Source organism: Bacillus sp. JKS001846 (assembly GCF_900176455.1).
GTDB lineage: Bacteria > Bacillota > Bacilli > Bacillales > Bacillaceae_G > Bacillus_A > Bacillus_A cereus.
In genome coordinates this window covers 3250078-3276286 of sequence record NZ_FWYG01000001.1, presented here as the reverse complement: position 1 = coordinate 3276286, position 26209 = coordinate 3250078, and the positions used below count along the sequence as shown (strand labels likewise).

Below are 26209 nucleotides of genomic sequence, written 5' to 3'. Positions count from 1 at the left end.
CCAAATGGAACTGCGTGTTTTTTCTTTTTTTAGCATCATTTGACGTTCATGTATGGTTACTCTTATTAGAGAATATGTCCCCTAACCACGGAAAACTATTAATTTATTAGTTTTTATTCGTAACTTTTAAAGTATCTAATACGACTTTAGTTGTGTCTGCAATAAGCTTATCATCATATTCTGCATCTTTTTTATCATGATTAGAAAGGATGGCAAGAACAATTGGTTTTTTATTTGGTGGCCAAATAATTGCAATATCATTCCTTGTTCCATAAGATCCTGCGCCTGTTTTATCAGCTACTTCCCATCCTTTTGGTACGCCCGCACGAATCAACGTATCTCCAGTCGTATTTCTCTTCATCCAATCTACTAATAATTCACGTTTCTCTGTTGGAAGTGCAGATCCTAATGTAAATGATTGAAGTGTCTTAGCGATCGCTTCTGGTGTACTGGTATCGCGCGTTTCTCCAGGATGTACTTCATTTAATTCAGGTTCAAATCGTTCAGATTTAGTAACCGTATCTCCCGTTTCTCTCAAGATTTTTTCAAATGCGGATGGACCACCTAACTTTTTAAGAATTAAATTATGTGCCGTACTGTCACTATATCGAACAGAAGCATCTGCAAGTTCTTTTAACGTCATTCCTGTATACACATGCTTTTCTGTAATTGGATTATAATTAGAAAGGTCTTCACGCGTATACGTAATCCCTTCATCAAGAGCTTCTATTGAGTTCTGACGTAAAAGAGCTCCCGCTGCTAATGATTTAGATGTAGAGGCAAATGCAAAACGATCATTTGAATGATAAGCAATAGTTTGATTTGTACCTGTATCCAGAGCATAAATACCAAGCTTAGCATTATATTCTTTTTCAAGCTTAGCAAAAGAATCATGACCTGTATTTTCTTGTTTAATTTGCTTTATTTGTTTTGTTTGCTTAGGTGGTTCAGATGGAGTATTACTATTAGAACACCCTATTAGTGTTACACATGAAAGTAATACGACGGGTACAATCTTTTTGTAGGTAAAGAACTTGTTTAAAACGTACATGAATTTTCAACCTCTTTCAACGATATATGGATTTTGTTTTGGTATTTTAAATACCGATGTTAATTAAAGCGGGTGTTGGATATCGATACTTCTGAAGTTGAATTTTAACAGGCTAAGCAGAACCAAAGCGTTTATATGAATGAACAGTTGCTGTTTAGGGTGTTTCTTTTTTTATAGTTTACCCGTGAAAGTATTAAACTCGTAACATTTAAATGAAGTATCTCAATACACACTTTTTTACATCACTTTACTTTGGGGAATAATAAGTCCTTTCATATTTTTAGGGATACACATAATAGACACTCTAAGTAATAAATTTGTTCCATTTTAACTTGGTAAATGGTAAAGAAAATACAATGAATTGTAAATGAAATCTGTACGGGAATCTAGTACCGTATAGTACAGTGCATATGAAAAACTCCTCAATGCTATCTCTTAAAAAATAATAATTCTCGGCTTTATAAACTGTCTTTTCAAAAATATTGCGAACCTGTAAGAAAAATGAAAGGTAATTCAATATGAGATAAACAACCTTACTACAATGAAAAACAGAATCATTATTAAAATCATGAGATACGATATCAAGTTATTTGCGTGTTTAATACATTTTACCAAATATTCCAGTTTTAATAGGAAAAGTCAAAATGTAGACAAGTATCTTCTATCAAATCTCATTCTTAGTGTGTACATTTGGAGGGAATTTCTCATATGAAATTAGTAAAAGTAAAAGATCTTAGTTAGGAGAAAGATGAGAATGCTAACAAATTCTATGGGAAGGTGAAGAAAGAAGGTAGCGTAGGTCTATTCATTAAGAGTAAGCTTGAGGAGATTATATCAGCTAAGTTGCTCTTTAGCGACACAGTTAATCCTGAGGGGATGAGACAATTACAAAAGAACAGCAAGTTGAATTTCACTTCTAAGAGGGGGCAGACGCCTCTCTTTTTTTATGTCGCAAATAGCATTAATTCGTTAAGTAATTTATATGAGATTATCTTAAATAAGTTAGTTAAGAAAGAAAAATAAAAGTGAGTAAAAAGATAAAAATATACAGGTACGTAAAAAATAAGGAAGTTGTATTTGCAAGTGTTTTAGTTTGGTGTGATATCAACCGTATTGGTAAAGATGAATATTACGTTCAAATTAATATGGATGGAAAAGGAGGAGTTTCAAAATCTATGGATGGAAAAGGAGGAGTTTCAAAATCTATGGATGGTAAAGTGATGGGAAAGGAGTATGAATATACATAATCGGGTTTTGATAAGGAAGGTAAAGAAAAAGAGTTAGAATTTATCGCACAAAAGAATCTTCGTAAAGAAGCATTCCTACGTGTATATCATTTAGATAAAAAAGGTGTAACAGCTTGGGAGGAAGTGCAGGAAGATGAGCTTCCTAAGAAAGTAAAAGAAAAACTAGGTGTGAAATAATCATTTATTTGTGATGGTGGATTCTCCTACGTCGAGGGTTCGCCGTTTTTTTATTATATGTTATGTTGTAGTTTTTATATAAAGCATATTGAAAAGATAGGGTAAATCATCTGGAATGATACCTCCATTATTAATAATTTGTACGTTAACCTTTCCATTATTACTAAATCCATTTATATCAACAAATTTCCCCACATACCCCTTTGTACCAATATCTTTTAAAGTACGTATAAAAAATGCCCTTTATCTTATCTTTACCTTATCTTTACCTTATCTTTAAATTTTTATATTAAACTTAAAACCTTAAAGTATTGATGTTTGAGTCTAAAAAGGGCGGGAGATAGATGTTCATTACATAGTTTGTAAATAACCAATTACCTTTGAAAAATTAAATTTTTTATACGAGGAGGAATATATGAAGGATACAAGTAAAAAACAAATTATAAAAGTGTTCCTTATTAGTATTTTAGGCTTAGGAATAATACTTGGAATGCTATATTTTAATCATAAAACCAATATTCAAAAAAATAAAGCGCTAGCCACCGAAAAACGTGTATTGCAATATGAATCTACCTTGAAAAAAGAATTAGAAAAATATAATTTAGGAGAGAAAACAGCAGTTTTATTAGGAATTATGTACCAAGAGAGTAGAGGTGAGGGAAACGATCCTATGCAGTCATCCGAATCACTTGGATTAAAGCCAAATGAAATTCAAGAGACAAGCTTGAGCATTGAACAAGGGGTAAAACACTTTGCTAAAATGTACAAATATGGAACGGACAAGGATGTTAGCATGGATACAATTATTCAAAGCTATAATATGGGGCCAGGGTATATTGATTTTGTTGCTAGTCAAGAAGTTAAACAACACTCGGAGGATTCAGCCAAAAAGTTTTCTAAGATGAAAGTTGATCAAAATCCAGCGATGTATACTTGTGGTGGAAATAAAAATAATTTTAGGTATCCATATTGTTATGGTGATTTCACATATGCCACAAAGGTAAATGAAAAAACAAAACTTATTGAAAAACTTCTTCGAAATGTACATAGTTCTTCTAAATAAGTTGCAGAATGAAATATAATGATACCCAGTTATTAATAATAGTATCTAAGAAAAAAACTACTTCCTTTCTTAATTCATATGATTTTTAAAAATAAATCCTATAGATGTTAATATTTGTTATATAATATATTTGTCAAAGCATTACCCCTAAAATTTCTACAGTCAATCTGTAAGATAGTTTGTTTGGCCCGTATATTCACCTTAAACTAAAAAGAACTTGTAGAGATTCCTACAAGTTCTTTTTAGTTTAAGGATTAAATGAGGATTTAAAATATAGTTGCAATTTTTTGAGGGGGAAAAGTAAATGTTTATAAAAACAGAAAGATTATTAATACGAAAATTTGAGTTCAAAGATTGGCAAGCTGTTCATGAGTATACATCAGATATCAATGTTATGAAATACATACCTGAAGGTTTTTTTACTGAAGAAGATACAAAAAACTTTGTAAATGAAAATATTGGTGAAAACGCTAAGAACTTTCCTGTAGTATTAATTGATAAAGATATTTTGATTGGTCATATAGTTTTTCATAAATACTTTGGTGAGCATACTTATGAGATTGGTTGGGTGTTCAACCCTGAATATTTCAATAAAGGATATGCTTCTGAAGCAGCACAAGCTACATTGGAATATGGGTTTAAGGAATTGAAGTTACATAGAATTATAGCTACATGTCAGCCACAGAATATACCATCATATCGAGTGATGGAGAAGATTGGAATGAGAAGAGAAGGCTATTTCAGGAAGTGTATACCACATGGGAATGAATGGTGGGACGAATATTATTACGCTATTTTAGAAGAGGAGTAAAGCCTCATAACGCATTATTAAAAGAAAATGTTCCTCCTGAAGTTGTAAAAGCGGTAGCTAGAATATGAATGGAAACAATTTGATGGAAACGGTCAGCCAATCATAGCGTAAGACGATGGAATTGGCATTATGTAAATTACTATTGTTGTTGATATTGTCTTAATTGAAAAAATAAGTGCTGTTATTACTTGACAAGTTCAAAAATAGTAGATATGCTTTAACACGAAACGAACAAAAAATTTGAGATATCTATGACCTGTTAGGTGAGGCTCCTATACAAACACAGGCTATTGCCCAAAAATATCGAAAGATGCCAATGGGTAGAACAGGAATTGTCGGATTAAGGCTCTTCTTAAGATAGCTAAGTGATGAATGATTCATCCTTTACGTTGTATAGTGCCAAAACTCAACTAGGGGGAATGAGCTTTATTTAGCTATGTCTTTTTTAGCAACCTCCTTTAGTTGAATTACTAAGGGAGGTTTTTTATATGCAAAATTTTATTTGTAATAAATCTTTTATAAAAGGGGGGAAGACTAATGATTGATGATATTGATCCCATATTTATGAAGAAATTAGTTTTCCTAGAAGTGGGAAAATGATACCAAGTACCACTGTCCTTAAGGAGGAATTACGATGAAAAAATGCTTACAACAATTATTAGCAACAAAAGATACACACTTAGTGCAAGAGCTTATAAAAATTCAATCCTATGATATCGCAATGGAAATAAAAGGTTTTCAACATAAAGATCAGATATCTTTAATAAAATGTTTTCCTACTGAAAAAGGTGCGAAAATTCTCAGTTACCTTACACCAGAGGAGCAATATAATATTTGTACCAATTTGCCTGTGGATAGAGGAGAAGAGCTATTAGCTAGGCAATCTATTGATGACCTTGTTGATGTAATTCTTTCAATTCATCCACTTCAGGCTGAAAAACTTATACAACTTTTGTCTGAAGAATCTCAACAAAGAATTAGAAGTCTGCTGGTTTTTCAATCTGGAACAGCGGGCAGTTTGATGACAATTGACTATATTGCTGCCAGGGAAAATTGGAAAGTGAAAGATACGCTGTCGCATATTAGAAAAATTGGGGCAGGGGTTGAATCAATTTCGTATATTTATGTTCTGGATACACGTGGTCAGCTTAATGGAATTGTTTCTATTCGTGAATTATTGCTAGCTTCAGATGATAAAACTTTATCATCGATAATGGCATCAGATGTTATTTCAGTTTCAGTGAACCTAGACCAACAGGAAGCCGTACAAAAACTAATGGATTATGATTTATCCGCTATACCTGTAACAACGATGGATAATCGGATGATAGGTATTATAACCTTCGATGATGCAATGGATGTTTTCGAAGAAGAAGCAACTGAAGATATTCAAAAATTAGGAGGGAGCACCCCATTAGATAAGCCATATTTCGAAACTTCTATTTGGCAAATATACCGTAAACGTATAGGTTGGTTATTACTTCTGTTTGTAGCAGAAGCATATACTGGTTCTGTACTTCGGCATTATGAAGAAACATTAACTCATGTAGTTGCACTGGCTTTCTTTATTCCGTTGTTAATTGGAACTGGTGGAAATACAGGTACACAGGTCGTAACTACATTGGTTCGAGCTGTAGCTCTAAATGAGGTGAAATTTAAAGATATATTTCGTGTTATGAAAAAAGAAGCATTAGTAGGCCTTTTACTAGGGCTTACATTAGCCGTGGCAGCATTAATTCGTGCGTACACTTTAGGCGTAGGTACAGAAGTCGCGCAAGTTGTAGCTATTACTGGATTGTTCATTGTTATTTGGTCGTCCATTGTTTCATCTGTATTACCCTTGATTTTAAATAAGTTAAAGCTAGATCCAGCTGTTATCTCAGGTCCGTTCATTACGACATTAGTCGATGGAACGGGGTTAATTCTGTACTTTACCATTGCAAAAATGTTACTAGGGTTATAAGAAACTTATATTAAGTTTTTTTATACCTAAGTTCGTTTCCGCAAAGTTTGTAGACAAACTCGTTGGAAGTATAGAGAAAGAGAGAATAGAAATGAAAAAAGTATTCAAGTTACTGGAATATCCGTTGGTGTTTTCGCTTATCATTACAATTGTATTTGGAATTTTGATTATGTATAGTGCTAGCTCAATTGTTGCAGTTGAAAATTATGGCTATAGTAGTTTTTTGTTGCTAATAAGAGGGAACTTATAAATAAAAATTACTATTTATGGTGAGAATAATACTATTTAAGTGCTATTGAACTTCTGGATTTAATTGAAAATTCAGAGTAATTATAAGAATGTAGTTTTATAATTATTTTTTTAAAACAGGGGAATTCTATTTATTTGGATAGGAGGTAAATTTGTTGAGATCTAATAAAAAATATTTTTATAAACAGGAAGTATTAAGCAAAAATTATAATATGCTAATTGAAATTGCAAAAAGTGATGTTAAATCAACGTTAGATTTTTTTAAAACAACGTCTCAAGGGCTGTCTCACGAGGAAGCTACTAAGAGGCTTGAAGTGTATGGAGAAAATAAAGTAGTTTCTCAAAAAAGAATAAAATGGTATATAACATTATTTAATTCTTTTAGAAGTCCGTTTATTTCTCTTCTAATTATATTAGGGATGTTATCTTTTTTTACCAATGATATAAAAGGTACTATTATTGTGGGAATCATGGTGACGTTAAGCGTATTAATTCGGTTCATACAAGAAATTCGTTCTCAGAAGTCTATAGAAAGATTAAAAAATCTTGTATATGAAAAGGTAACTGTTCTCAGGAAGGGAAATATTCCTTATAAAGAAAATAAGAGAACTTTATTGGAGGAAAGTGGAAAGTTACAAATTGGTCTTGAGGATCTTGTACCAGGGGATATTATAGAATTATCTGCTGGAAATATTGTGCCTGCAGATGTACGGATTATCTCATCAGAAAATTTACTTGTAAATCAATCATCTCTAACAGGAGAAGCATTACCCGTTGAAAAATCAAATCAGTATTTCCATATGTACAAAAAACGTAAAATTAGAAAAATCCAAAATCTAATTGAATTAGAAAATCTCTGTTTTATGGGAACTCATATTATAAGTGGTACAGCAAAAGTAATAGTTGTAGGTACTGGAACAGATACTTACTTTGGTTCAATAGCAAAGAATCAGGTTAAGATGAACAAGAAATCTGATTCTAAATTCGATAAAGGGGTAAGCAAAGTTAGTTGGCTATTAATTAAATTTATGATCATCATGACTCCTATTGTCATGATAATCCATGGGGGTATTAATGGAAATTGGTATGAGGCTTTTTTATTTGCAATTGCTATAGCAATTGGACTCACTCCAGAAATGCTTCCAATGATTGTAACAGCTAATTTAGCTAAAGGCTCTATTAATATGAGTAAAAAAAAGGTACTTGTAAAACAACTATCTTCTATTCATAACCTTGGAGCTATTGATATTCTCTGCACCGACAAAACAGGCACGTTGACAGAAAATAAGATGGATCTGGTACGCCATACAGATACAAATGGAGAGAAGTCGGATGAGATTTTAAGATTAGCGTATATAAATAGTTACTTCCATACAAATAATAAAAATGAAATTGATTTATCAGTTATACGTTATGTAAAAGATAGTAGTAAATATGATCTGTCTCAATACTCCAAAATAGATGAATGTCTATTTGATTTTGATAGAAGAAGAGTTTCAGTTGTTATAGAAAAAAATGCTAACGAACGAATAATGCTTTGTAAAGGTGCAGTTAGAGAAGTTGTATCAATTTGTAGTTTTATAAAAGAAAATAATAAGATAATTCCTATTACAGATGAAATCCAGCGTAGAAATAAACACCTAATTGAACTCTGGCAAGAGCAGGGGATGCGAGTTGTTGCAGTTGCATATAAACAATTAAATAGTGATAAAGTGGGAAGTTATTCTATAAATGATGAATCAGATATGATACTCGTTGGATATGTAGGTTTTTTAAATCCACCCAAACAATCGGCTATCGCTGCACTTCATACTCTACAAAAGAAAGGAGTACAAGTGAAAATTTTAACAGGTGATAACGAGTCCGTGACAAGAAATGTATGTAGGGAAATGGGCTTGTATATAGGAGAACCAGTACTGGGTTATGAAATTGATAGTCTTCCTGATAAGGTATTAGGAAAACTTGCAAGTAAAACAAGTGTGTTTGCAAAATTAAATCCTAGTCAAAAATTCCGTATTATAAAGGCACTTCAAATGAATGGTCATACAGTCGGGTTTATGGGGGATGGAATTAACGATGTGTTTGCCTTAAAACAGTCTGACGTTGGTGTATCTATCCATACAGCAGATGATATTGTTAAAGAGAGTTCAGATATTATACTTATAGAAAAAGACTTACATGTTTTAGAAGATGCTATAGTGGAAGGACGGACAACGTTTGGAAATATACTGAAGTATATTAAGATGACAGCAAGTTCAAATTTTGGAAATGTATTAAGTTTATTAATTGCTAGTGCATTTCTTCCTTTTCTTCCAATGCTACCAATTCAAATATTATGTCAAAACTTACTATATAATCTATCCCAACTTTCAATTCCGTGGGATAAAGTAGACAATGAATTTTTAATAAAACCAAGAAGTTGGGATACAAAAGATTTATTTCGTTTTATTATTTTTATTGGGCCGGTAAGTAGTGTTTTTGATATAATCATTTTTATCGTAATGTGGAATGTATTTGGTGCAAATTTTCCTGAGATGCAATCCTTATTTCAAACGGGTTGGTTCGTAGTAGGGTTATTAACACAATTATTAATTGTGCATATGATTCGTACTCAACATATCCCTTTCCTACAAAGTACGGCTGCTAGGCCAGTTTTGATGCTTACAGGCTTGGTTATGTTTATAGGGATTTCCCTTCCATTTACCAGTTTAAGTACTCAAATTGGTTTAACCCCACTTCCATTTTATTATTTTCTGTGGTTATTGGGAATTTTAACAATGTATGCTTTAGTTACTCAATTTATAAAGAGAATATACATAAGGAAGTTTAATCGATGGCTATAATACTAAAAAATTCAGTCCAGAACAAGAATTACTAAATACTATATTCTAAATGGATAAGGAATTTACAGCATAATTTAGTTTGGTAGGAAAAAAATTAAGTCAGATTGATGTTTTAATCAAACTTTATTCTCATTCTATAATAGAGTAAAATAAAAAATTTAGTACAATATGGAATAGGCAACGATAAAAACTAAAGGACAACAAAAGAGATATGCTTGTTGTCCTTTGGTTTTTATTTTTAAATATGTTTTATAAAGAGATATGTATTAGATCTCTTTTTTAATTAGAGCATGAATTAAGAAGATGTCTTATTTGTTCTATAAAATAATGATGATGTTTGATACTCGACTAGTATAATAGCTACTTCCATAGAAGAAGAAAGGAAAGAAGCGAGTGACATAACCTCTATATCATCTTTAGCTAGGGAGAAAGAAGCATGTTATTAAATATTAGGGGTACGAGAAGGTAAGGAATCCAAGGGAATGTAGAATATAAAAAGGAGTCGTTATTCGACTCCTTTTTATATGGGATAGCTTAATTATTGGAAATATTACCTATTGAAATACTTTTTCAATTGTAGGCATAACAGCTATTGGTGGTAGGGATTTAGTCCATGCAGCTGCATATACATTTAATTTCTCACCTAATGTGTAGTTTGCACCATCTGAAACAGGGACCCTTAAAATCTTATTTTGAGAAACTAGATCCCACCAATCATGTTGATAAGCAAGAGCTTCATCTTTTGTAGACGTAGCAGCAACTACTAAATAATTGTTCTCTACTGAAATGACATATCCAGTAAAAGGTTCTTGTTCTTGGTTCTGAATAGTATGAACAGGAATATTATTGGCGGAAATCTTGTTAGAATCTGCAAAGGCCGGTGTTAATCCGAATGTAAGTCCACATCCTAGTGTTAAAGTTGTTACCGTTGTTATGAATGTTTGTTTTTTGTTAAACATGGTATATCCTCCTTATATTTTATTCTTACACTATCCACTTTCAATTTACATACATATAAAGCCTTTTAATATTAAGATGCTTAACAGTTCTGTCACAATTATCCTATAAATGTTAATATTATCTATTAATGGAATTGGATTTGTGTTATAATTCACTAGGTGAACTATTATTGTTCATTTCATCTCTTGATGAATGTATGCCCTTCCTTAAGTATAAAGATGTTCGATTGTATTGGTGAAGAGAGGATATATCCCTCTTCTTTTTTATTAATATGAGATTTTTAGGGAATGAACAGAAAAAGAACCCTATGGGGTTCTTTTTCTAGGCATATTAACAGTAAGGAGAGTATTGAAATACTATTTTCAAATCTTTACAAGGAGAAAAATTTGAAAAAGCTTATCATGTCATTGTTTTTACATACATGTAATATAAAGTTAATTGATAATATTTAAACTCATTATTACTAATATTCAATTAAGATAGTTAGCACTACATTGATAGTGTTAATTAGCTTGATTGGTGTGGAATGTGATATGAAGCATAAGTTTGCCGCAAACTTGTGCTTTCAGGATTTGAAGAATATTCTTAATATGAATTTTAAAGAAAATATAAAATTTTACTAGACGTGAGAAAAAAGAATTGAAAATATCCTTTAAAATAAGATATATTTTGTTCAAAAAATTAGAGGACACCAATTAATTAAAGCGGTAAAAAACGTTTTAATTAATTGGTGTCCTTTTTGTTTTAAAAAGAGAATATATTTTCTCAACAGGACAAATGGTAATTAGCTATAAGTATTAATTATAAGGATAACTGGAAAATAGAAATTAATAATAAATGAGAATGCAAAATGATAACATTAATATCTGAAAGAAATCTATCTGAAATCCACGAAGACGATGTAGATGTATTAAAAGTAATGGCACATCCTGTTCGATTACAAATTGTAAATGAATTAATGCACCATAAAGTATGCAATGTTACACAGTTAACGGAAATATTAAGACTCCCCCAATCCACTGTTTCACAACATTTATCAAAATTGAGGGGAACCGTACTTCAATCAGAAAGAAGAGGATTAGAGATGCATTATTATATAGATAATGCTAAGGCACGTCAGATTGTTGAAATTTTAGATTTGTAGGTTAATAATACATAAAAGGTTTCCTGTTACAAGGCAAGAAACCTTTTTTATATGTATAACTAATTGTGTGATAATATCATACTGTAGAAACTACCTAACAATAATTAAATTTAACAGCTTATTTTATCTTGCCACACACAATTTAACACGATATATAGGTATAAACGTACAAAGAAGGGTTTTAAATAGAAATTAGATATAACAATGGATAATGGTAAGTGTATTAAAGAAATTACAGAATTAATGAAATAAAAAATAATAAATAGTTGTTGTAAAGGCTTATTCTGATAATAAAAGGAATTAGATACATTAAATTCAACTATGAGTTTTTTACTAAAAATATGTAGGTGAAGAGTATAAGCAACATAATCCTTTTGTTGCTGATGGACGAAAAGCCTTCATGGATTTCTTTAAGGAGGATTTTGTTAAAAACCCTAATTCCTCTGCAGAGATTAAACGTGTAGTAGCTGAATGGGATACAGTTGCTCTTCATGTACATTGTCGTACTAATTCTCAAGATAAGGGAGTTGCTATAGTCGGTATATTTCGTAACAAGGACGGAAAGATTGTCGAACACTGGGATGTAATTCAAGAGATTCCAAGTGAAGCAGCTAATAATAATACTATGTTTTAAGTAGAAAATATAGTGGATAATTGTTAATTTGTTAGGGATGTATAAGGTCTAGAAATTAAGATTATTTATAATAAAATGAAAGAGATGCCCTAGGTATGGTACTAGGGCATCTCTTTTTGTTTTAATAAGGTTAAATTTATTAGTATTCTTAAAGTGCCTATTGCATGTACTTTTTTATAACGTAATACTAATTTAGTATTAGACTACTGTATTAGTTTGAATGAAGAGGGTAATTTGCTAAATATACTATGTTGTTCATTTCCTTCCTGATTCATACCGGCTTGATAAATTGGAAATCCTTTATACGTTTTTCTTTTCCATTGCCATAAGCCATTATTTTGATCGAATTCACCATAGTAATGATTGTAATCAAGTTTGTTTCCTGTGTTTTTATTAAAATTATTGCTAATAAAAATACGACTATTACTTGCATAGATTTCGTTATTGGTAATCACATTGTTACGAAGATCGTAATTTAATTCAATTTGACCACTCTCTTGATCTTTTGTGTCATTTTTATAAATCAAATTGTTGGTAATCGTGTTATTTTCAGCGTATCCTTGCTGACTGTCATATCCACCAATTGCAATGCCACCCATAGTATTGTTAGATATTGTATTATCTCTAACTGTAATTTGACTTGCACTTTTCCCCGCATGTTCGCTAGCTACTTCAATACCGAGGTCGTTTTCATAGCTCTGATTTTGCTCAATAATAATTTCCTTCCCACCATCCACGTAAATACCATCAGCTGAATATTCGTTATAACTAGTATTATTGAAAGATGAATTGTGATGGACGATATTGTTACGAACAATTCCATTCCGTGCTTGATCTAAAGCAGCTACTGGAGATACTCCTTCATGTCCAATCAGAACAATTCCAATGTTGTTGTTATCATGCACCTTGTTATTGGTAACTTCAAAAGAATCAATATTCCCATTCACAGCAATTGCTTCACTTAGTCCTAATTTCAAATTTGCTACTTCGTTATTATCGATGACAATATGATTTAAATTATTTTGTGCACTAGATGAAGTACCATAGACAGCAATACCGTGTGCGTTTCCATTCTTTACATTCGTTTCAATGTGATGGATATAATTATTTCTAATCTCGATATTACTCCCTGTTCCGGTAATATAAATACCAATAGGGGTTTCGCTAACTTTCGTTGATTTTAAATTGCGAAATTCTAACCCGTTTACCTGAATATAATTTTTATCTTCTATGGTAAATAATCCATCATCCTCTAACTTGACTTTAGAGCCATCGAGAATTACCTTTTCATTCTGGTAATTTTGAAAAGTAATCGGTGCTTCTGAGATTCCTGAATGAGTTACATGTACTTTTTGGTTATAAACTCCGCTTCTTATGTAGATTGTGCTTCCTTCTGTGGCGACGTCAGCAGCTTTTTGAATGGTAGCGAAAGGTTGATCTAATGTGCCAGTGTTGAGGTCACTTCCTGCCGGAGATACATAGTAATCTGTTCCAGGTGTAACATTGTTATTGGATTGTGCAAAAGTTGGTGCTGGAAGTGCAAGAATTAATATAATGAAAGAGAGTATTAAGATAAAACAGGATTTTTTTAACGATGAAAATATTGTTTGATATTTCATTATTATTTTCCTCCTTTTTTATGCATTCCTTCTCAACTATATAGTTAAAACTGACGATTTATATCTTGTTTCAGTAAAAAAGTTTAACTTGATTAGGACAAAATCAATCACGTTCCAGAATCGATAAAATCTATTATTAATATATATCGTATATATTAAAAAGAAATAAAGATAAAACTTTTATAGGTTATCAAAAATAGGACATAGACTTACCCTCAAAAGGGAAGATTTAATGTTAGAGCGTAGAAAATCATAAATATTAGAAAAAATATCCGTAGATTCAAGGATTATTAGACTTTCAATTCTACAAAAAAGCAGCAAGAAACTTATATGTTTCTACATGAAAATGGAATTCTAATTTGTTTAAAAGTAATAGAGCTTGAAAAAATAATATAAGTAGAAGATTTGAATGAATAATTTTAAGAATAAGTGTGATATGAATCATAAGTTTTCCGGACCGGCAAACTTATGGTTGTTTTTGTTTTGGACAAACTGTTACTTCTAGGTTTTGAAAAAAAATTTTTAATGTCGCTTTTTAAATAAAGTCACATTGCTTACAAAAGAGGTGTAATGTTTTAAAAAAATTGCGATGTTTTGTTCCTTGGAACCTTTTTATCTAAAGGGATGTTTTTTAGTGAAAAGAAGATCTGAACTAAAAGGCCGATTAAGGAAATGTTAAGTAGCAATAAAGTTATTTCATTTTTAGAATCAGTTCCTTCTTTCTGAGAAAAAGCTTCTTCACTATATTATCTAGATTAATTTGGTTGTATTCTCCAGTTCGAACAAACTATAAAAAATAGTTGTAATTCAATTTAAATTGAAATATAGATAAAAAACATCATCTTTTCTAGTTAAATTTTAGAAATAAAAACTTTTTTACACTTGGAGGAGTAAAAAAACTTAAGTTGATAGGAATGTATAGTGACTACCTTGTATGTTATTGAAGGAGAGTATATGAGTATGCAATTGTACATATTCATATAAAGTACATAATACATAAAATCCCATAAAGTTATAGTGAAAACATTTTTTTGCATGATATTTATTAAGAATTAATGATACCAACAAATTTTATGTTTAATTATAGTAGTAAAATTATTTCGCTTCATGAAGTGATAATAGTATGGAAATTTTTTTAATATAATTAGAAAAAAACAAAATATTTAATGTCGGAAAAATCAAACATAAGATATGCGATTTTCTAGTTTACTTATGAAAAGCATAGTGATTAAAATGGGGGGGAAGTAAGGACCTTATATTCTATCAAAAATAAATAAAAAACGAGATGCAATTACTCTTTCGAAAAAACTTCTATCCGCAAGTGTGTGTGAAGAAATCCTAACGTTAGGTTGTACAACATTTACGACTAAAACTTGTAAAAAACAATAGTGAAGAGGTGTAAGGAATGAAGAATAAAATTATGACAGGATTTTTAATAACATCAATTGTTACCGGGGCGACTTTTCCTATCAATACTCTAGCAACGCCAATCGTTCAGGCAGAAACAAAACAAGATAATGTAGATATTTCCTCAGCATTACGAAAAATAGGTGCACACTCCAAGTTAACACAAACCTTTATCGATGGAGCTTTAGCAAGTCCGAATGTACAATTTGAAGAAATTCCATCTTTAAATACAACTCAATTTCTAATTAAACAAGATATGAAAGAGTGGTCATCCGAACTTTACCCTAAATTAATTCTATTAAATTCAAAAAGTAAAGGATTTATAACTAAATTTAATAGTTATTATCCAACATTAAAAGGATTTGTAGATAATAAGGAAGATAAAGAAGGGTTTACAGATAGACTGGAAGTTCTTCAAGACATGACCATAACAAATCAAGAAAGTGTGCAACGTCAAATTAATGAGTTAACAGATTTAAAATTACTGGTAGATAAGAAGTTGAAAAACCTTGATACTGATGTGGTAAAAGCACAAAGTGTCCTTAATTCAGAGGGAACAGGAAAAATAGATAAGTTAAAAAATGAAATGCTAGATACAAAAAAATCTATTCAAAATGATTTGCAGCAAATAGCATTATTACCAGGCGCGTTAAATGAACAAGGGCTAAAGGTATTCCAAGAAATTTATAGTCTATCGAAAGATATCATTGAACCGGCTGCTCAAACAGCAGTAGTAGCGTATAACAAAGGAAAAGAAATAAACAATGCCATTGTAGACGCAGAGAAGAAAGCAGAGCAAGAAGCAAAAGAAAAGGGAAAATCAGCTATAGAAATTGAAACTGCCAAAAAAGAAGCACGTGAAACGATAGAGAAAAGTAAAAAAGGTGAAATCGCTGCAGCTGCAGTTACAAAAACGAAAGAGTATGATCTTATGAAAGTGATTGATCCTGAAAAAATAAAAAAAACATATAATACTTTTGCTGAAATTAATAAACTAACAGCTGAGCAAAGAGCATATTTAAATGATTTAGAGAAACAAAATCAGAAGTTATATGACTTAACAACTAAATTAACAGTAGCAGATTTACAAAAATCAATGATTCTTTTCATGCAAAATGACTTGCATACATTTACTAATCAAGTAGATGGAGAAATTGAGTTAATGAAACGTTACAAAGAGGATTTGGATCTAATAAATAATAGTATTACAAAATTATCGACGGAAGTTGATACCAATAATACTCAGGCTCAAAAAGATATATTAAGACGATTAAAAAGTGTGACAATTCAACTTGAAGAACAAGTTTATAAATTTTGATATTAAGAAATTAGGTTTATTAAAAAAATTATAACGAAACGGAAAATAAGGAGGAGAATCAAATGATGAAATTTCCATTTAAAGTTATAACCTTAGCTACTTTAGCAACGATTATAACCGCTACAAATGGTAGTACTATTCATGCACTTGCACAAGAACAGACAGCTCAAGAACAGAAAATAGAAAATTATGCGTTAGGACCTGAAGGATTAAAGAAAGCGTTGGCTGAAACAGGCTCTCATATTCTTGTAATGGATTTGTACGCAAAAACTATGATTAAGCAACCGAATGTAAATTTATCCAACATTGATTTAGGTTCGGGTGGAGAAGAATTAATCAAAAATATTCACCTGAATCAAGAACTGTCACGAATCAATGCAAATTACTGGTTAGATACAGCGAAGCCAAACATTCAAAAAACAGCACGTAATATTGTAAATTATGATGAGCAATTTCAAAATTATTACGACACATTAGTAGATACTGTAAAAAAGAAGGATAAGGTGAGCCTCAAAGAAGGAATAGGGGATTTAATCTATACAATTCATACAAATTCAAATGAAGTTACGGAAGTCATTAAGATGTTAGAGGCTTTCAAAACAAAGTTGTATACAAATACTGTAGATTTTAAAAATAATGTTGGTGGTCCAGATGGACAGGGAGGATTGACGGCTATATTAGCGGGAAAACAAGCGCTAGTCCCACAACTTCAGGCCGAAATTGAGAATTTACGTTCTACACAGAAAACACATTTTGATAATGTATTAGCCTGGTCAATTGGTGGTGGATTAGGAGCAGCTATTTTAGTTATTGGAACGATTGCAGGAGCGGTAGTAATTGTTGTGACTGGTGGTACAGCTACGCCAGCTGTTGTTGGTGGTCTTACAGCTCTAGGAGCCGCTGGTATCGGTTTAGGAACAGCAGCTGGCGTCGAGGCATCTAATCATATGAATTCTTATAATGAAATTTCGAATAAAATCGGAGAATTAAGTATGAAAGCTGATTTGGCTAATCAAGCGGTTATTTCACTTACTAATACGAAAGACACTCTAACATATTTGTATCAGACAGTGGATCAAGCAATAATGTCTCTAACAAGTATTCAGCAACAATGGAATAAAATGGGGGCTAATTATAAAGATTTATATGATAATATCGATCAAATGCAAGAACATAAACTTTCGTTAATACCTGACGATTTAAAAGCTGCTAAACAAAGTTGGAATGATATTCATAAGGATGCAGAATTCATTTCAAAAGACATTGCTTTTAAACAAGAAAAAACAAACTAGAAATTAATATATATTCATAGGAGGAATTAAAGTGAATAATAATTTTCCTTATAAACTACTTGCTGTATCGACGTTTTTAACCCTGACAACAACTACTGTAGTTTCACCAGTAGCTGCTTTTGCAAGTGAAAGTAAAATAGAACAAACCAGTACGGAAGATATATCTCTTTCTGTAAACAGTGAAAAGATGAAAAAAGCTTTGCAAGATGCTGGGGTATTTGCAAAATCCATGAATGATTACTCTTATTTGTTAATTAATAATCCAGATGTTAACTTTGAAGGAATTGATATTAAAGGATATACAAATCTACCTAGTCAAATTGCACAAGATCAAAAGAATGCAAGAGAGCATGCTACAAAGTGGGATGCGCACATAAAAAAACAACTTTTAGATACTCTTACAGGAATTGTAGAGTATGATACTACATTTGACAATTATTACGATACATTAGTAGAAGCAATTAATGAAGGAGATGCAGATACATTAAAAGAAGGCATTACAGATTTACAAGGTGAGATTAAAAAAAACCAAGCATATACAAAGAATTTAATACAAGAACTAGCTAAGTTAAGAGATAGTATTGGAGAAGATGTCCGAGCATTTGGAGGTCATAAAGATATCTTGCAATCGATTTTAAAAAATCAAGCATCTGGAATAGATGAAGATGAAAAACGTCTAAATGATGTTTTAGAGCAAGTAAGACATTTTAAACAAGTAGAATCGGATGGAATAATAACTGTATCAGTTCCCTCAATCCCTACATGGATTGCTGGAGGTGTAATGATAGGGGTAGCAAGAAATAATTTAAGTACGCTGGAACCGCTATTAGCGCAATTGCGCCAAACGGTAGACTATAAAATTACATTGAATCGTGTAGTTGGAGTTGCGTATAATAATATTGCTGAAATGCAAAATGCAATTGGATCAGCTATTAATGCTCTCACCTATATGTCAGCACAATGGCATGATTTAGATTCTCAATATTCAGGAGTACTTAATCATATTGATAAAGCATCCCAAAAAGCAGATCAAAATAAATTTAAATTCTTAAAACCTAATCTGAATGCAGCCAAAGACAGCTGGAAAACATTAAGAGCAGATGCGTTTACATTAAAAGAAGGAATAAAAACATTAAAAATGGATCCTGTTTCTTCAAAGAAATAGGAAAGTATGGTTTTATTGTTAAGTTTTCTAAAATATAGAGATTTTAAAAACATACTGTTAAATAATTAAATGATTCGTTATATATAGAAAAGGTGGAGTTGTATTAAGGACTCTACCTTTTTTGATGATATGCTTCTAATGAGCTAAAACTTTTTGTTCATTTATTTACAAGAAGGTGAGATTATGGTGTATGTCATTCCATACGACAGATTCGCTAGGGATGATATTAGTTATTTCTTAGCAAAGCATTACGAGGAAATTGGTTAATGCGTTTTGGTGATGATAATGAGGAGCTCGATGCATTTAAACAGTGTATCTTCATTGGGCGTAAGCGTGCTGCTAAGAAAAATGATACATACTTTAACGATACGCTACCCTATATCGATCAAGCTAAGATAAACGGAAATTTTGTGTTTTTTATAGTATCAGGTCCATTTTTGTTGTTTTGGGGGCACTTCAAAATGTTAGCTTTATGGGCATGAGGCTGTAACCAAAACACACGGTTAGTTAGATGGTTGTTCATCTGAATTTTCTATTAAATTAATCTCAAGTTTATGAAGATATCAAGATTTAATGTTGTGTGATAGTATAGAAGGGAAAAAATATAGATAAATTTGGAAAAGGAGGATGCAAATTGGATGTTCAAACTACTATAAATAATAAAGTTACTGAACTGTTAAATGCCTGGTATATTGAAATTCGAAATAGAAATGTTGCGAATGCATATAAATAAAAAAAGAAATTGAGAGTTCTATAGAAAATATTGAAGAAGACCAAAATCTATTACTGTATTATTCATTACTTGATTTTGGTTATAAATATTTAATAGATAATTTGAGTGTAGCTAAAAATAGTTTTGATCAAATTGAATCTTTTAATAAACCAACTGACGATTTCTTATCGTATTATTATCATTTTTATAAAGCAATCTACTCTAATGCAGTTGGTGACTACAATGCAGCCAAAGAGCATTATGAAATAGCAGAAAATTCACTTAAAAATATTCCGGATGAAATTGAAAAGGCAGAGTTTTATTATAACCAAGCTGTGTTCCAATATCATTACTATCAGGCTTTTGTGGCTTTCCAACAAGCAACAAAAGCAAAAGAAATATTTACTGAACACAATGGGTAGGAAGTGAAAATCGGTTATTGTAATAACCTTATGGCGTTAGCTTGTACGTATTTGAAAGAATGGGAATTAGCTGAAGAACTTTATATCTTTTGAGCGTTTTCCGTGTGCATCAAGTGAGTATATTGTTAATTTTATCTGTATTCATTTTTTATTATGAAACATTTTAAGGTTGATAAAGTTTTATTGTGTGGGATTATTAAATAAAAATGATAAATTATATGTTATGATAAAAAGCAATAAAGTACATCATCCTGACTTTATTGTGTATGTTTAGCCTATGTATGTCGTTTGTATTAAAAATAAGAAGTCTCTTAAAATGAGACTTCTTATTTTTGTATCGAGGGGGTATTACAGATGATTAATTACTATCCAATATTTTTAATTACCATGGCAGGTATTGCCTTGTTTTTTTATATACAACAAGCTGGAAAACCAACGAAAAGAAACAAATGGAAGTTTTTAATTGTAGTATTTTTATTTTACTTTTTGAATTATTTATTACTTAAATTTTCATAGATAAATATAGAGGATTTATAAATATCGAATATATTAAAGAATTATAAGTTAGCAAAAGCAATTAGTAAAGTATCATGGTCACAGTTTTGAGCCATGTTAGAATACAAAGCAAAATGGTATGGAAAACAAGTCATTGTCGTATCTAAAACATTTTCTTCCAGACAATTATGTTCTTGTTGTGGGTCTCAAAATAAAGACGTTAAAAATCTCAACCTACGTAAATGTGTTTGCCCTTCATGTCAAACACATCATGATAAGGATATTAACGCAAGTATCAATCTAAAGAATGAAGCGATCAAGCTGCTAACCATAAGGACTGCGGAGATAGTCTAATCAATTAGAGTTCGATAGAACTCTTTACTTGAAGCCTGTAGATGTAGATGCTTACGGGATATATATGAAGGAAAACGCCACCTTACTGCAAGTCCTGTATATTGACGATAAGGTCATGTGGACACAACTAAAAGGATATGAGATGGATAAACATGAACATTAACTGTCAGATGGTGATACTTAAGACGATTAGAAAGCTATAGTTTGTAACAAGAAGACATTTAATGAGTATTTATTTTCAACAAAATACGGGTTTTGTATGGAATTTCCTGCAATGAATTCACCATGGATAAGGTTGTCTCATATCATGTAAAGATTGCTTTATTAAGATTATAAAAGGGTGTGAATGCATTGGAAGATGTTTATGTGAAAATTGACAGTTTAAAAGCAGAACAAAAAGAAATTATGCGAGATATTCGTAATTTAGAAACTCGTACAACAATTAATGAGAAAGACATAGCTACAATTAATAAGCAATTAGAAAAGATTAGCATAAATACAACTTGGATTTTACGAATTATTATTAGTGCAATCACTATGTCGGTTTTGGGGTTAATATTAAAGGGTATGATTTAAAAATAACAGTACTTATTGAGAGATGGACGAGTATCTCTCTTTATTTTTATCATTTTAGCCAAGATAGTTTTTAAAACATGTTATAGGTAATTAGTACAATTAAATGGAAGACATTAATAATTGTTTAGCAATGGTAAAGTAGACGTATATAATTTAAAAGAGAACCTATGCAGCAATACAAATAATAATTTGTATGTGAACGTAAAAAATACCAAGACCGTCCTAGAAAGGAGGGGGCTTGATATTTTTTAGTTAAAATTACGATTTTTTAAGTGAATTTCATATTCTGTTAACCATACTAATATCAAGCACTTTAATTCAATCGTTTCAATTTCGCAAGTGTTTTCTTCATCTCCCACATATCGGTGGGTGGTCTTTGTATAATCGAATCTTATCTCTAAATCGCAATTGTTACCCCATTACTATCAAGTTAAAGTTTTATAATGCCCTTAAAATGAAAAACACATTATTCTACTATAACAATACAATTTTGTATGCAATATTGCATATTTATACGTTATGCCTCTATTAGACATTTTTTAATGGTACCATAGCAAGGTGAGAGTCTATAAGGGTTCTCCTTAATAGGAGGAAATATGGAAAGAGTGCAAAAAGTTTACAGTAATCCAAAACTTAAAAGTTGGATTAAACAGGTATTAGCTGTAGGAGGAATAATAGGGTGCTGCTATTTGGTGTTATATGTTTTCTGTTTCTTAGTTATCATGTAAATATTATACAATTAAACTAGTAGAGTCTTGCCTAGAGAGGTAAGGCTCTTTTATTGTATCTGGAGATGAGCAAACAATATAAAATACATCTTAGGTTTGTCAGATTACTTTGTACGGTGCCTTGTTTCTCTATGTTCTAGACCACTAACTCCTATCATCGAGAGTTAATAAACTTCTATTTAAAGTTTCCATTTATATTGAAAACAGAATTCTATTGATAAAAAATGTGTTTTTACTAGATATATATTAAAAAGATAAGCATAAGTTATATTACGTTGTGATAGAATCTTTTTATCTTTGAAAAGGATTTAAATTTTAATAATAGATTTGAGTCCTTTTTGTATATTATAATCCCTATGTTTGTATATAATTATAATATATTGAAAATGATTTAAAAGCAAGAATATTAGTAGGGGTACTGCTACATTGCCATCAACTTAAGAAATTAAATGTTCCTCAAAACGAAAATAGTAGCCGTCGGCTACTATTTTCGCTTTTATTTAAGCTAGCGTAATGTCTCTGAAATTTTGAATGAACGTGGTGTGTCAGTTCATCCAAAAACTATTATGTGCTGGGTTCATGAATATGGCATCTGATTCAGCAAATTTGGTAATCACCCAGGTGGGCAAGCTGAGTATTTAAAAGTTCCATTTGGAAACTTTACTCTATTTGTTATACCGTAATTTTGTGAACTGGAGGATGAGTCCCTCTTTTTTATCCGATGTTTTACAGAACCCCTATTGGAGTGTCATAAATGCAAATGTAAAGTCAGGGGATACTGTTATCGTGCTTAATTGTGGACCTGTTGGATTGATGCCACAAAAATTTGCTTGGATGAAAAATGCTAAGCGTGTAATTGCTGTTGATTACTTAGATTATCGAATCACTTATGCAAAAAAAGATTAGCAATGCTGGAGTATTTGAGTTTAGAAATTATCCCAATATGGGGGAACGGATGTGGGCATGGATGGAAAGAAATCACCTTTGGAGTTTTTTGAACAAAAATTAATGAGTTTTAAAGAAACAAATTTTTGCTCCTTGGGGGTATTAAAACCTCTTAAGTTGATGGTGACGTGGTGCTACTCCTGTAAAGATAGTAGGAGGACTACAATTAAAAAGATAGGCAATTCTCTGTATAGAGGAATTGCCTAATGAAACGGATTAAAAGAAATAACAGACGAACCAATTATATTAAAAACTATAATATATGCATATATTTATAAAAATATTTTATTATTAAGAATACATTAACATGTTTTTAGTATATCTGTGTTTTCTACTGATTCTGCACTGAAAATTATAGTAATAGCATTTAATAATTAAGCTTAAGGAAAATAAAAAATTTATTTAATAATTGCCTGTGACAAAAATCTAAACTATTAAGAGTAGATAGGTTAAGTATTCACTGCATTAAATTCAAGAAACTTAAACTACCAAAAGGGAATTTCACTATTAAATCTACCATATACATAAGTCAATTATAAGATCACGGAAACTTGATTATATGTAAATATTATTCAATTTTGTAAAAGACATTCATTGACACTTATGTATATAAGTAACTATACTCGTTACATCGAATTGAATGCGTGATAATACAATTTTATTATTATTACAAACATGTAAATATAAAAATAGAAAATTTCAATTTGATAAATACAATGGTAGAGGTGTTTATTTTAATGAAGCACAAATTAATTGCAACAGGTATCCTTGCAGGAGCTATATTATCCTATTCTTCTAATATTTTAGCGGATACTCATAAATTTCCTGATGTTCCTACATGGGCTGATAAATCCGTTAACTATTTAGTTGATAAACAGGTATTAAATGGTTATCCAGATGGAACTTTTGGTTCAAATGACTCCTTAGACAGAGCTTCGGCTACAAAGATTATGACAAAAGTTTTAGGGATACAAATTGATCCTACTGCAAAACCATCTTTTACAGATTCACAAAATCACTGGGCTACTCCTTATATTGCTGCTGCTGAAAAAGCTGGGATTGTTAAAGGTGAAGGTAATGGAATCTTCAATCCATCCGGAAAAGTAACTCGCGCTGCTATGGCTACGATGCTAGTAAATGCATATAAACTACAAAGCACACCAAATCATAATGATCAGGTTAGATTTGAAGATTTAAAAGGGCATTGGGGAGAAAAATATGCCAATATTTTAATAGATTTAAAAATCTCTAATGGTACCGAGAACGGTTGGCAACCAAATAGATTTATAACACGTGCTGAAGCTGCTCAACTTACTGCAAAAACAGATATGTTACAACAAAATTTAAACGATGAAAAAGAGGTTATTACTGCTACCTCATATGAAGATTTAAATTTAACAGTGGCTTCGAAAATTACAGCTCAAGAGATTGATAGTTTTATTGCGAAATATCACTCGGATAGTCCTTTAGTTGGACATGGGCAAGATTTTATCAATGCGCAAAATCAATATGGCGTGAGTGCTCATTATTTAGCAGCGCATGCGATTTTAGAATCTGGATACGGAAAATCAGAAATCGCATATCAAAAACATAATCTATTCGGTCTACGTGCATATGATGGAGATCCGTTTAAATATGCAAAATATTTACCAAGCTACGGGGATAGCATTGCTTATAACGCTAATTATGTACGAGAAAGATATTTAGAAGAAAGTGGTATGTATTATAACGGCCCAACATTAACTGGCATGAATGTGAAATATGCATCAGATAAAGGCTGGGCTAAGAAAATTGCGGGTATTATGGAACGTATTAAACCGTTTCATGTAGAAGACTATACATATGCAAAAAAATTACCAAAGAATCCTGAAACATTAGATGTCGACGCGTTATCGAATGAAATTCCATATAAAATGTATGCAGACGGTTCAAGCTCAAATGTTGTATCATCAGCTGCTTACTACCAGGTACCTTATCCATTTAATTTAAAAATTAAAAGTAGACCAGATGTAGCTGTCGAGGAGAATAAAGTTGGTACAGTAACCCCTGGAACAACCATCTTTATTTATCGTGAAGATCCAAATGGATGGGTAGAATTCTCTTTTGAAGCTAATGGAGAAAAATATTGGACATTAAAAAATAAATTAAGTATGTAATTAAAAAGATCTATTTCATTAGTTTTAATCGTTTAGATTTTAATCTCATATAATTGGGAGACAAGTTTTTTAATTTCTTAAAATAAAATTAAGTATACAAGAAAAGTTAGAGAATTATTTTCTCTAACTTTTCTTCGCTAGTATTTGAAATTAAAAAGATGGTGGAGTTACCCCAAATATAACAGTGACTTTGTTTAAAGAAGTGTTTTCCCATTTATGCTTTGTATAAGGTGGGATTTTAACACTATCACCTGTATTGAGAAGTAAAACCTCATCATTTAGATATAGTTTTACTTGTCCCTCCATAATAAATGCTATTTCTTCCCCTTTATGTGCCACAGGCTCCATAGATGAAGCAGTTTCAGGGAACAGATTCATTAAAGCCAATTCTAGTGCTCCATCTAAATTAGGAGATAATAACTCATATGAAACATTGCCGCTTTCAGGAAAAGTTATTTTTTTCCTTTGGTTAGCTCTTACAACTAATTCTTCTGTATTGGTATCCTCTAAGAAAAAGTTAAACAATGGAATATTTAGTGCTACAGAAATTAATTTTAGTGTTTGTAATGAAGGATTTGTGATTCCTTTTTCAATCTGACTTAACATGGAAGGTGTTATATCAGCTAACTCTGCTAAACGTTTACTGGTTAATCCGGCCCCTTTTCTAAATGCCCTAATTTTGTGACCAACATTAATATCGTTCATATATGTAATCCCCTTTAAATAAGTAAATAAAATTAAATTATTATTAATTTTATTTACTTATACTTAATATATTGTTAATATATACTTAATTATAATAAATTATTATTAATTTTAAAACATCATATGTACATATGGCAGCAGCTGCGAAAAAATGGGAAAAAGATTTAATTAGA

At 31.1% G+C, this 26209-nt stretch carries 14 protein-coding genes, 7 pseudogenes and 1 riboswitch; of the genes and pseudogenes, 16 read left to right on the top strand and 5 right to left on the bottom strand.

The genetic code is table 11. The features are described from left to right. Window positions 1-106 precede the first annotated feature (106 nt). The gene (gene blaIII / locus B9A45_RS17625) at window positions 107-1051 is read right to left on the bottom strand and encodes a class A beta-lactamase BlaIII (RefSeq protein ID WP_084064412.1); all 945 of its coding nucleotides are present in this window, start codon (window positions 1049-1051) and stop codon (window positions 107-109) included. 1037 nt (window positions 1052-2088) lie between these two features. Here blaIII and B9A45_RS17620 point away from each other — a divergent pair. Next, window positions 2089-2475, top strand: a pseudogene (locus tag B9A45_RS17620) (YxeA family protein). A gap of 78 nt (window positions 2476-2553) precedes the next feature. On the opposite strand, the pseudogene B9A45_RS32805 reads toward B9A45_RS17620, so the two are convergent. Beyond that, window positions 2554-2676, bottom strand: a pseudogene (locus B9A45_RS32805) (histidine kinase); the annotation flags it as partial. A gap of 214 nt (window positions 2677-2890) precedes the next feature. Between B9A45_RS32805 and B9A45_RS17615 the strand changes: the two are divergent. The 4 genes from B9A45_RS17615 to mgtA all read left to right on the top strand — a co-directional run bounded on the left by B9A45_RS17615 (window position 2891) and on the right by mgtA (window position 9404). Then, a complete protein-coding gene (locus tag B9A45_RS17615; RefSeq protein ID WP_000655717.1) occupies window positions 2891-3538 on the top strand; it encodes a lysozyme family protein in 648 nt (215 codons plus the stop codon). 304 nt (window positions 3539-3842) lie between these two features. Beyond that, window positions 3843-4349, top strand: coding sequence for a GNAT family N-acetyltransferase (locus tag B9A45_RS17610; RefSeq protein ID WP_000470142.1), 507 nt, complete (start codon window positions 3843-3845; stop codon window positions 4347-4349). 248 nt (window positions 4350-4597) lie between these two features. Then, window positions 4598-4774, top strand: a riboswitch (M-box (ykoK) riboswitch). A gap of 209 nt (window positions 4775-4983) precedes the next feature. Beyond that, window positions 4984-6312, top strand: coding sequence for a magnesium transporter (mgtE, locus tag B9A45_RS17605; RefSeq protein WP_016109994.1), 1329 nt, complete (start codon window positions 4984-4986; stop codon window positions 6310-6312). Window positions 6313-6713: 401 nt separating this feature from the next. Continuing rightward, window positions 6714-9404: a magnesium-translocating P-type ATPase gene (gene mgtA, locus B9A45_RS17600; RefSeq protein ID WP_084064409.1), complete on the top strand. Its 2691-nt coding sequence runs from the start codon at window positions 6714-6716 to the stop codon at window positions 9402-9404. 554 nt (window positions 9405-9958) lie between these two features. On the opposite strand, the gene B9A45_RS17595 is transcribed toward mgtA, so the two are convergent. Continuing rightward, the gene (locus B9A45_RS17595; RefSeq protein WP_016109996.1) at window positions 9959-10363 is read right to left on the bottom strand and encodes a DUF3221 domain-containing protein; all 405 of its coding nucleotides are present in this window, start codon (window positions 10361-10363) and stop codon (window positions 9959-9961) included. An 851-nt stretch (window positions 10364-11214) separates the two neighbouring features. Between B9A45_RS17595 and B9A45_RS17590 the strand changes: the two genes are divergently transcribed. Beyond that, window positions 11215-11508 (top strand): ArsR/SmtB family transcription factor, encoded by a 294-nt coding sequence (locus B9A45_RS17590; RefSeq protein ID WP_000631355.1) that lies wholly within the window; start codon window positions 11215-11217, stop codon window positions 11506-11508. Between the two features lie 247 nt (window positions 11509-11755). Next, window positions 11756-12142: pseudogene (locus B9A45_RS17585) on the top strand (ester cyclase); the annotation flags it as partial. Window positions 12143-12345: 203 nt separating this feature from the next. Here the strand turns inward: B9A45_RS17585 and B9A45_RS17580 are convergent. Next, window positions 12346-13761 carry a right-handed parallel beta-helix repeat-containing protein gene (locus B9A45_RS17580; protein ID WP_084064407.1) on the bottom strand — a complete coding sequence of 472 codons (1416 nt, stop codon included), beginning with the start codon at window positions 13759-13761 and terminating at the stop codon, window positions 12346-12348. 1405 nt (window positions 13762-15166) lie between these two features. Between B9A45_RS17580 and B9A45_RS17575 the strand changes: the two genes are divergently transcribed. The 9 genes and pseudogenes from B9A45_RS17575 to B9A45_RS17530 all read left to right on the top strand — a co-directional run bounded on the left by B9A45_RS17575 (window position 15167) and on the right by B9A45_RS17530 (window position 25331). Next, window positions 15167-16486 carry a hemolysin BL lytic component L2 gene (locus tag B9A45_RS17575; RefSeq protein WP_016109999.1) on the top strand — a complete coding sequence of 440 codons (1320 nt, stop codon included), beginning with the start codon at window positions 15167-15169 and terminating at the stop codon, window positions 16484-16486. A gap of 62 nt (window positions 16487-16548) precedes the next feature. Then, a complete protein-coding gene (locus B9A45_RS17570; RefSeq protein ID WP_000975318.1) occupies window positions 16549-17778 on the top strand; it encodes a hemolysin BL lytic component L1 in 1230 nt (409 codons plus the stop codon). 31 nt (window positions 17779-17809) lie between these two features. Then, window positions 17810-18943 (top strand): hemolysin BL binding component B, encoded by a 1134-nt coding sequence (locus tag B9A45_RS17565; RefSeq protein WP_001063466.1) that lies wholly within the window; start codon window positions 17810-17812, stop codon window positions 18941-18943. Window positions 18944-19105: 162 nt separating this feature from the next. Beyond that, window positions 19106-19311: pseudogene (locus B9A45_RS32800) on the top strand (DUF6094 domain-containing protein); the annotation flags it as partial. A 266-nt stretch (window positions 19312-19577) separates the two neighbouring features. Next, window positions 19578-20164, top strand: a pseudogene (locus tag B9A45_RS32230) (tetratricopeptide repeat protein); the annotation flags it as partial. 435 nt (window positions 20165-20599) lie between these two features. Continuing rightward, a pseudogene (locus B9A45_RS17545) lies at window positions 20600-20926 on the top strand (zinc ribbon domain-containing protein); the annotation flags it as partial. A 351-nt stretch (window positions 20927-21277) separates the two neighbouring features. Continuing rightward, window positions 21278-21502, top strand: a complete 225-nt coding sequence (locus B9A45_RS17540) for a hypothetical protein (protein WP_000390477.1) — start codon at window positions 21278-21280, stop codon at window positions 21500-21502. 1330 nt (window positions 21503-22832) lie between these two features. After that, a pseudogene (locus B9A45_RS17535) lies at window positions 22833-23238 on the top strand (glutathione-dependent formaldehyde dehydrogenase); the annotation flags it as partial. 674 nt (window positions 23239-23912) lie between these two features. Beyond that, window positions 23913-25331, top strand: a complete 1419-nt coding sequence (locus B9A45_RS17530; protein WP_000680988.1) for an S-layer homology domain-containing protein — start codon at window positions 23913-23915, stop codon at window positions 25329-25331. 150 nt (window positions 25332-25481) lie between these two features. Here B9A45_RS17530 and B9A45_RS17525 read toward each other — a convergent pair whose 3' ends face one another. After that, window positions 25482-26036: a helix-turn-helix domain-containing protein gene (locus B9A45_RS17525; protein WP_000997924.1), complete on the bottom strand. Its 555-nt coding sequence runs from the start codon at window positions 26034-26036 to the stop codon at window positions 25482-25484. Between the last annotated feature and the right edge of the window lie 173 nt (window positions 26037-26209).

Bases quoted from the DNA above. Each gene is read 5' to 3' on its own strand.
- blaIII (WP_084064412.1), bottom strand. From the start codon at position 1,051: ATGTACGTTTTAAACAAGTTCTTTACCTACAAAAAGATTGTACCCGTC.
- B9A45_RS17615 (WP_000655717.1), top strand. From the start codon at position 2,891: ATGAAGGATACAAGTAAAAAACAAATTATAAAAGTGTTCCTTATTAGT.
- B9A45_RS17610 (WP_000470142.1), top strand. From the start codon at position 3,843: ATGTTTATAAAAACAGAAAGATTATTAATACGAAAATTTGAGTTCAAA.
- mgtE (WP_016109994.1), top strand. From the start codon at position 4,984: ATGAAAAAATGCTTACAACAATTATTAGCAACAAAAGATACACACTTA.
- B9A45_RS17595 (WP_016109996.1), bottom strand. From the start codon at position 10,363: ATGTTTAACAAAAAACAAACATTCATAACAACGGTAACAACTTTAACA.
- B9A45_RS17590 (WP_000631355.1), top strand. From the start codon at position 11,215: ATGATAACATTAATATCTGAAAGAAATCTATCTGAAATCCACGAAGAC.
- B9A45_RS17580 (WP_084064407.1), bottom strand. From the start codon at position 13,761: ATGAAATATCAAACAATATTTTCATCGTTAAAAAAATCCTGTTTTATC.
- B9A45_RS17575 (WP_016109999.1), top strand. From the start codon at position 15,167: ATGAAGAATAAAATTATGACAGGATTTTTAATAACATCAATTGTTACC.
- B9A45_RS17570 (WP_000975318.1), top strand. From the start codon at position 16,549: ATGATGAAATTTCCATTTAAAGTTATAACCTTAGCTACTTTAGCAACG.
- B9A45_RS17530 (WP_000680988.1), top strand. From the start codon at position 23,913: ATGAAGCACAAATTAATTGCAACAGGTATCCTTGCAGGAGCTATATTA.
- B9A45_RS17525 (WP_000997924.1), bottom strand. From the start codon at position 26,036: ATGAACGATATTAATGTTGGTCACAAAATTAGGGCATTTAGAAAAGGG.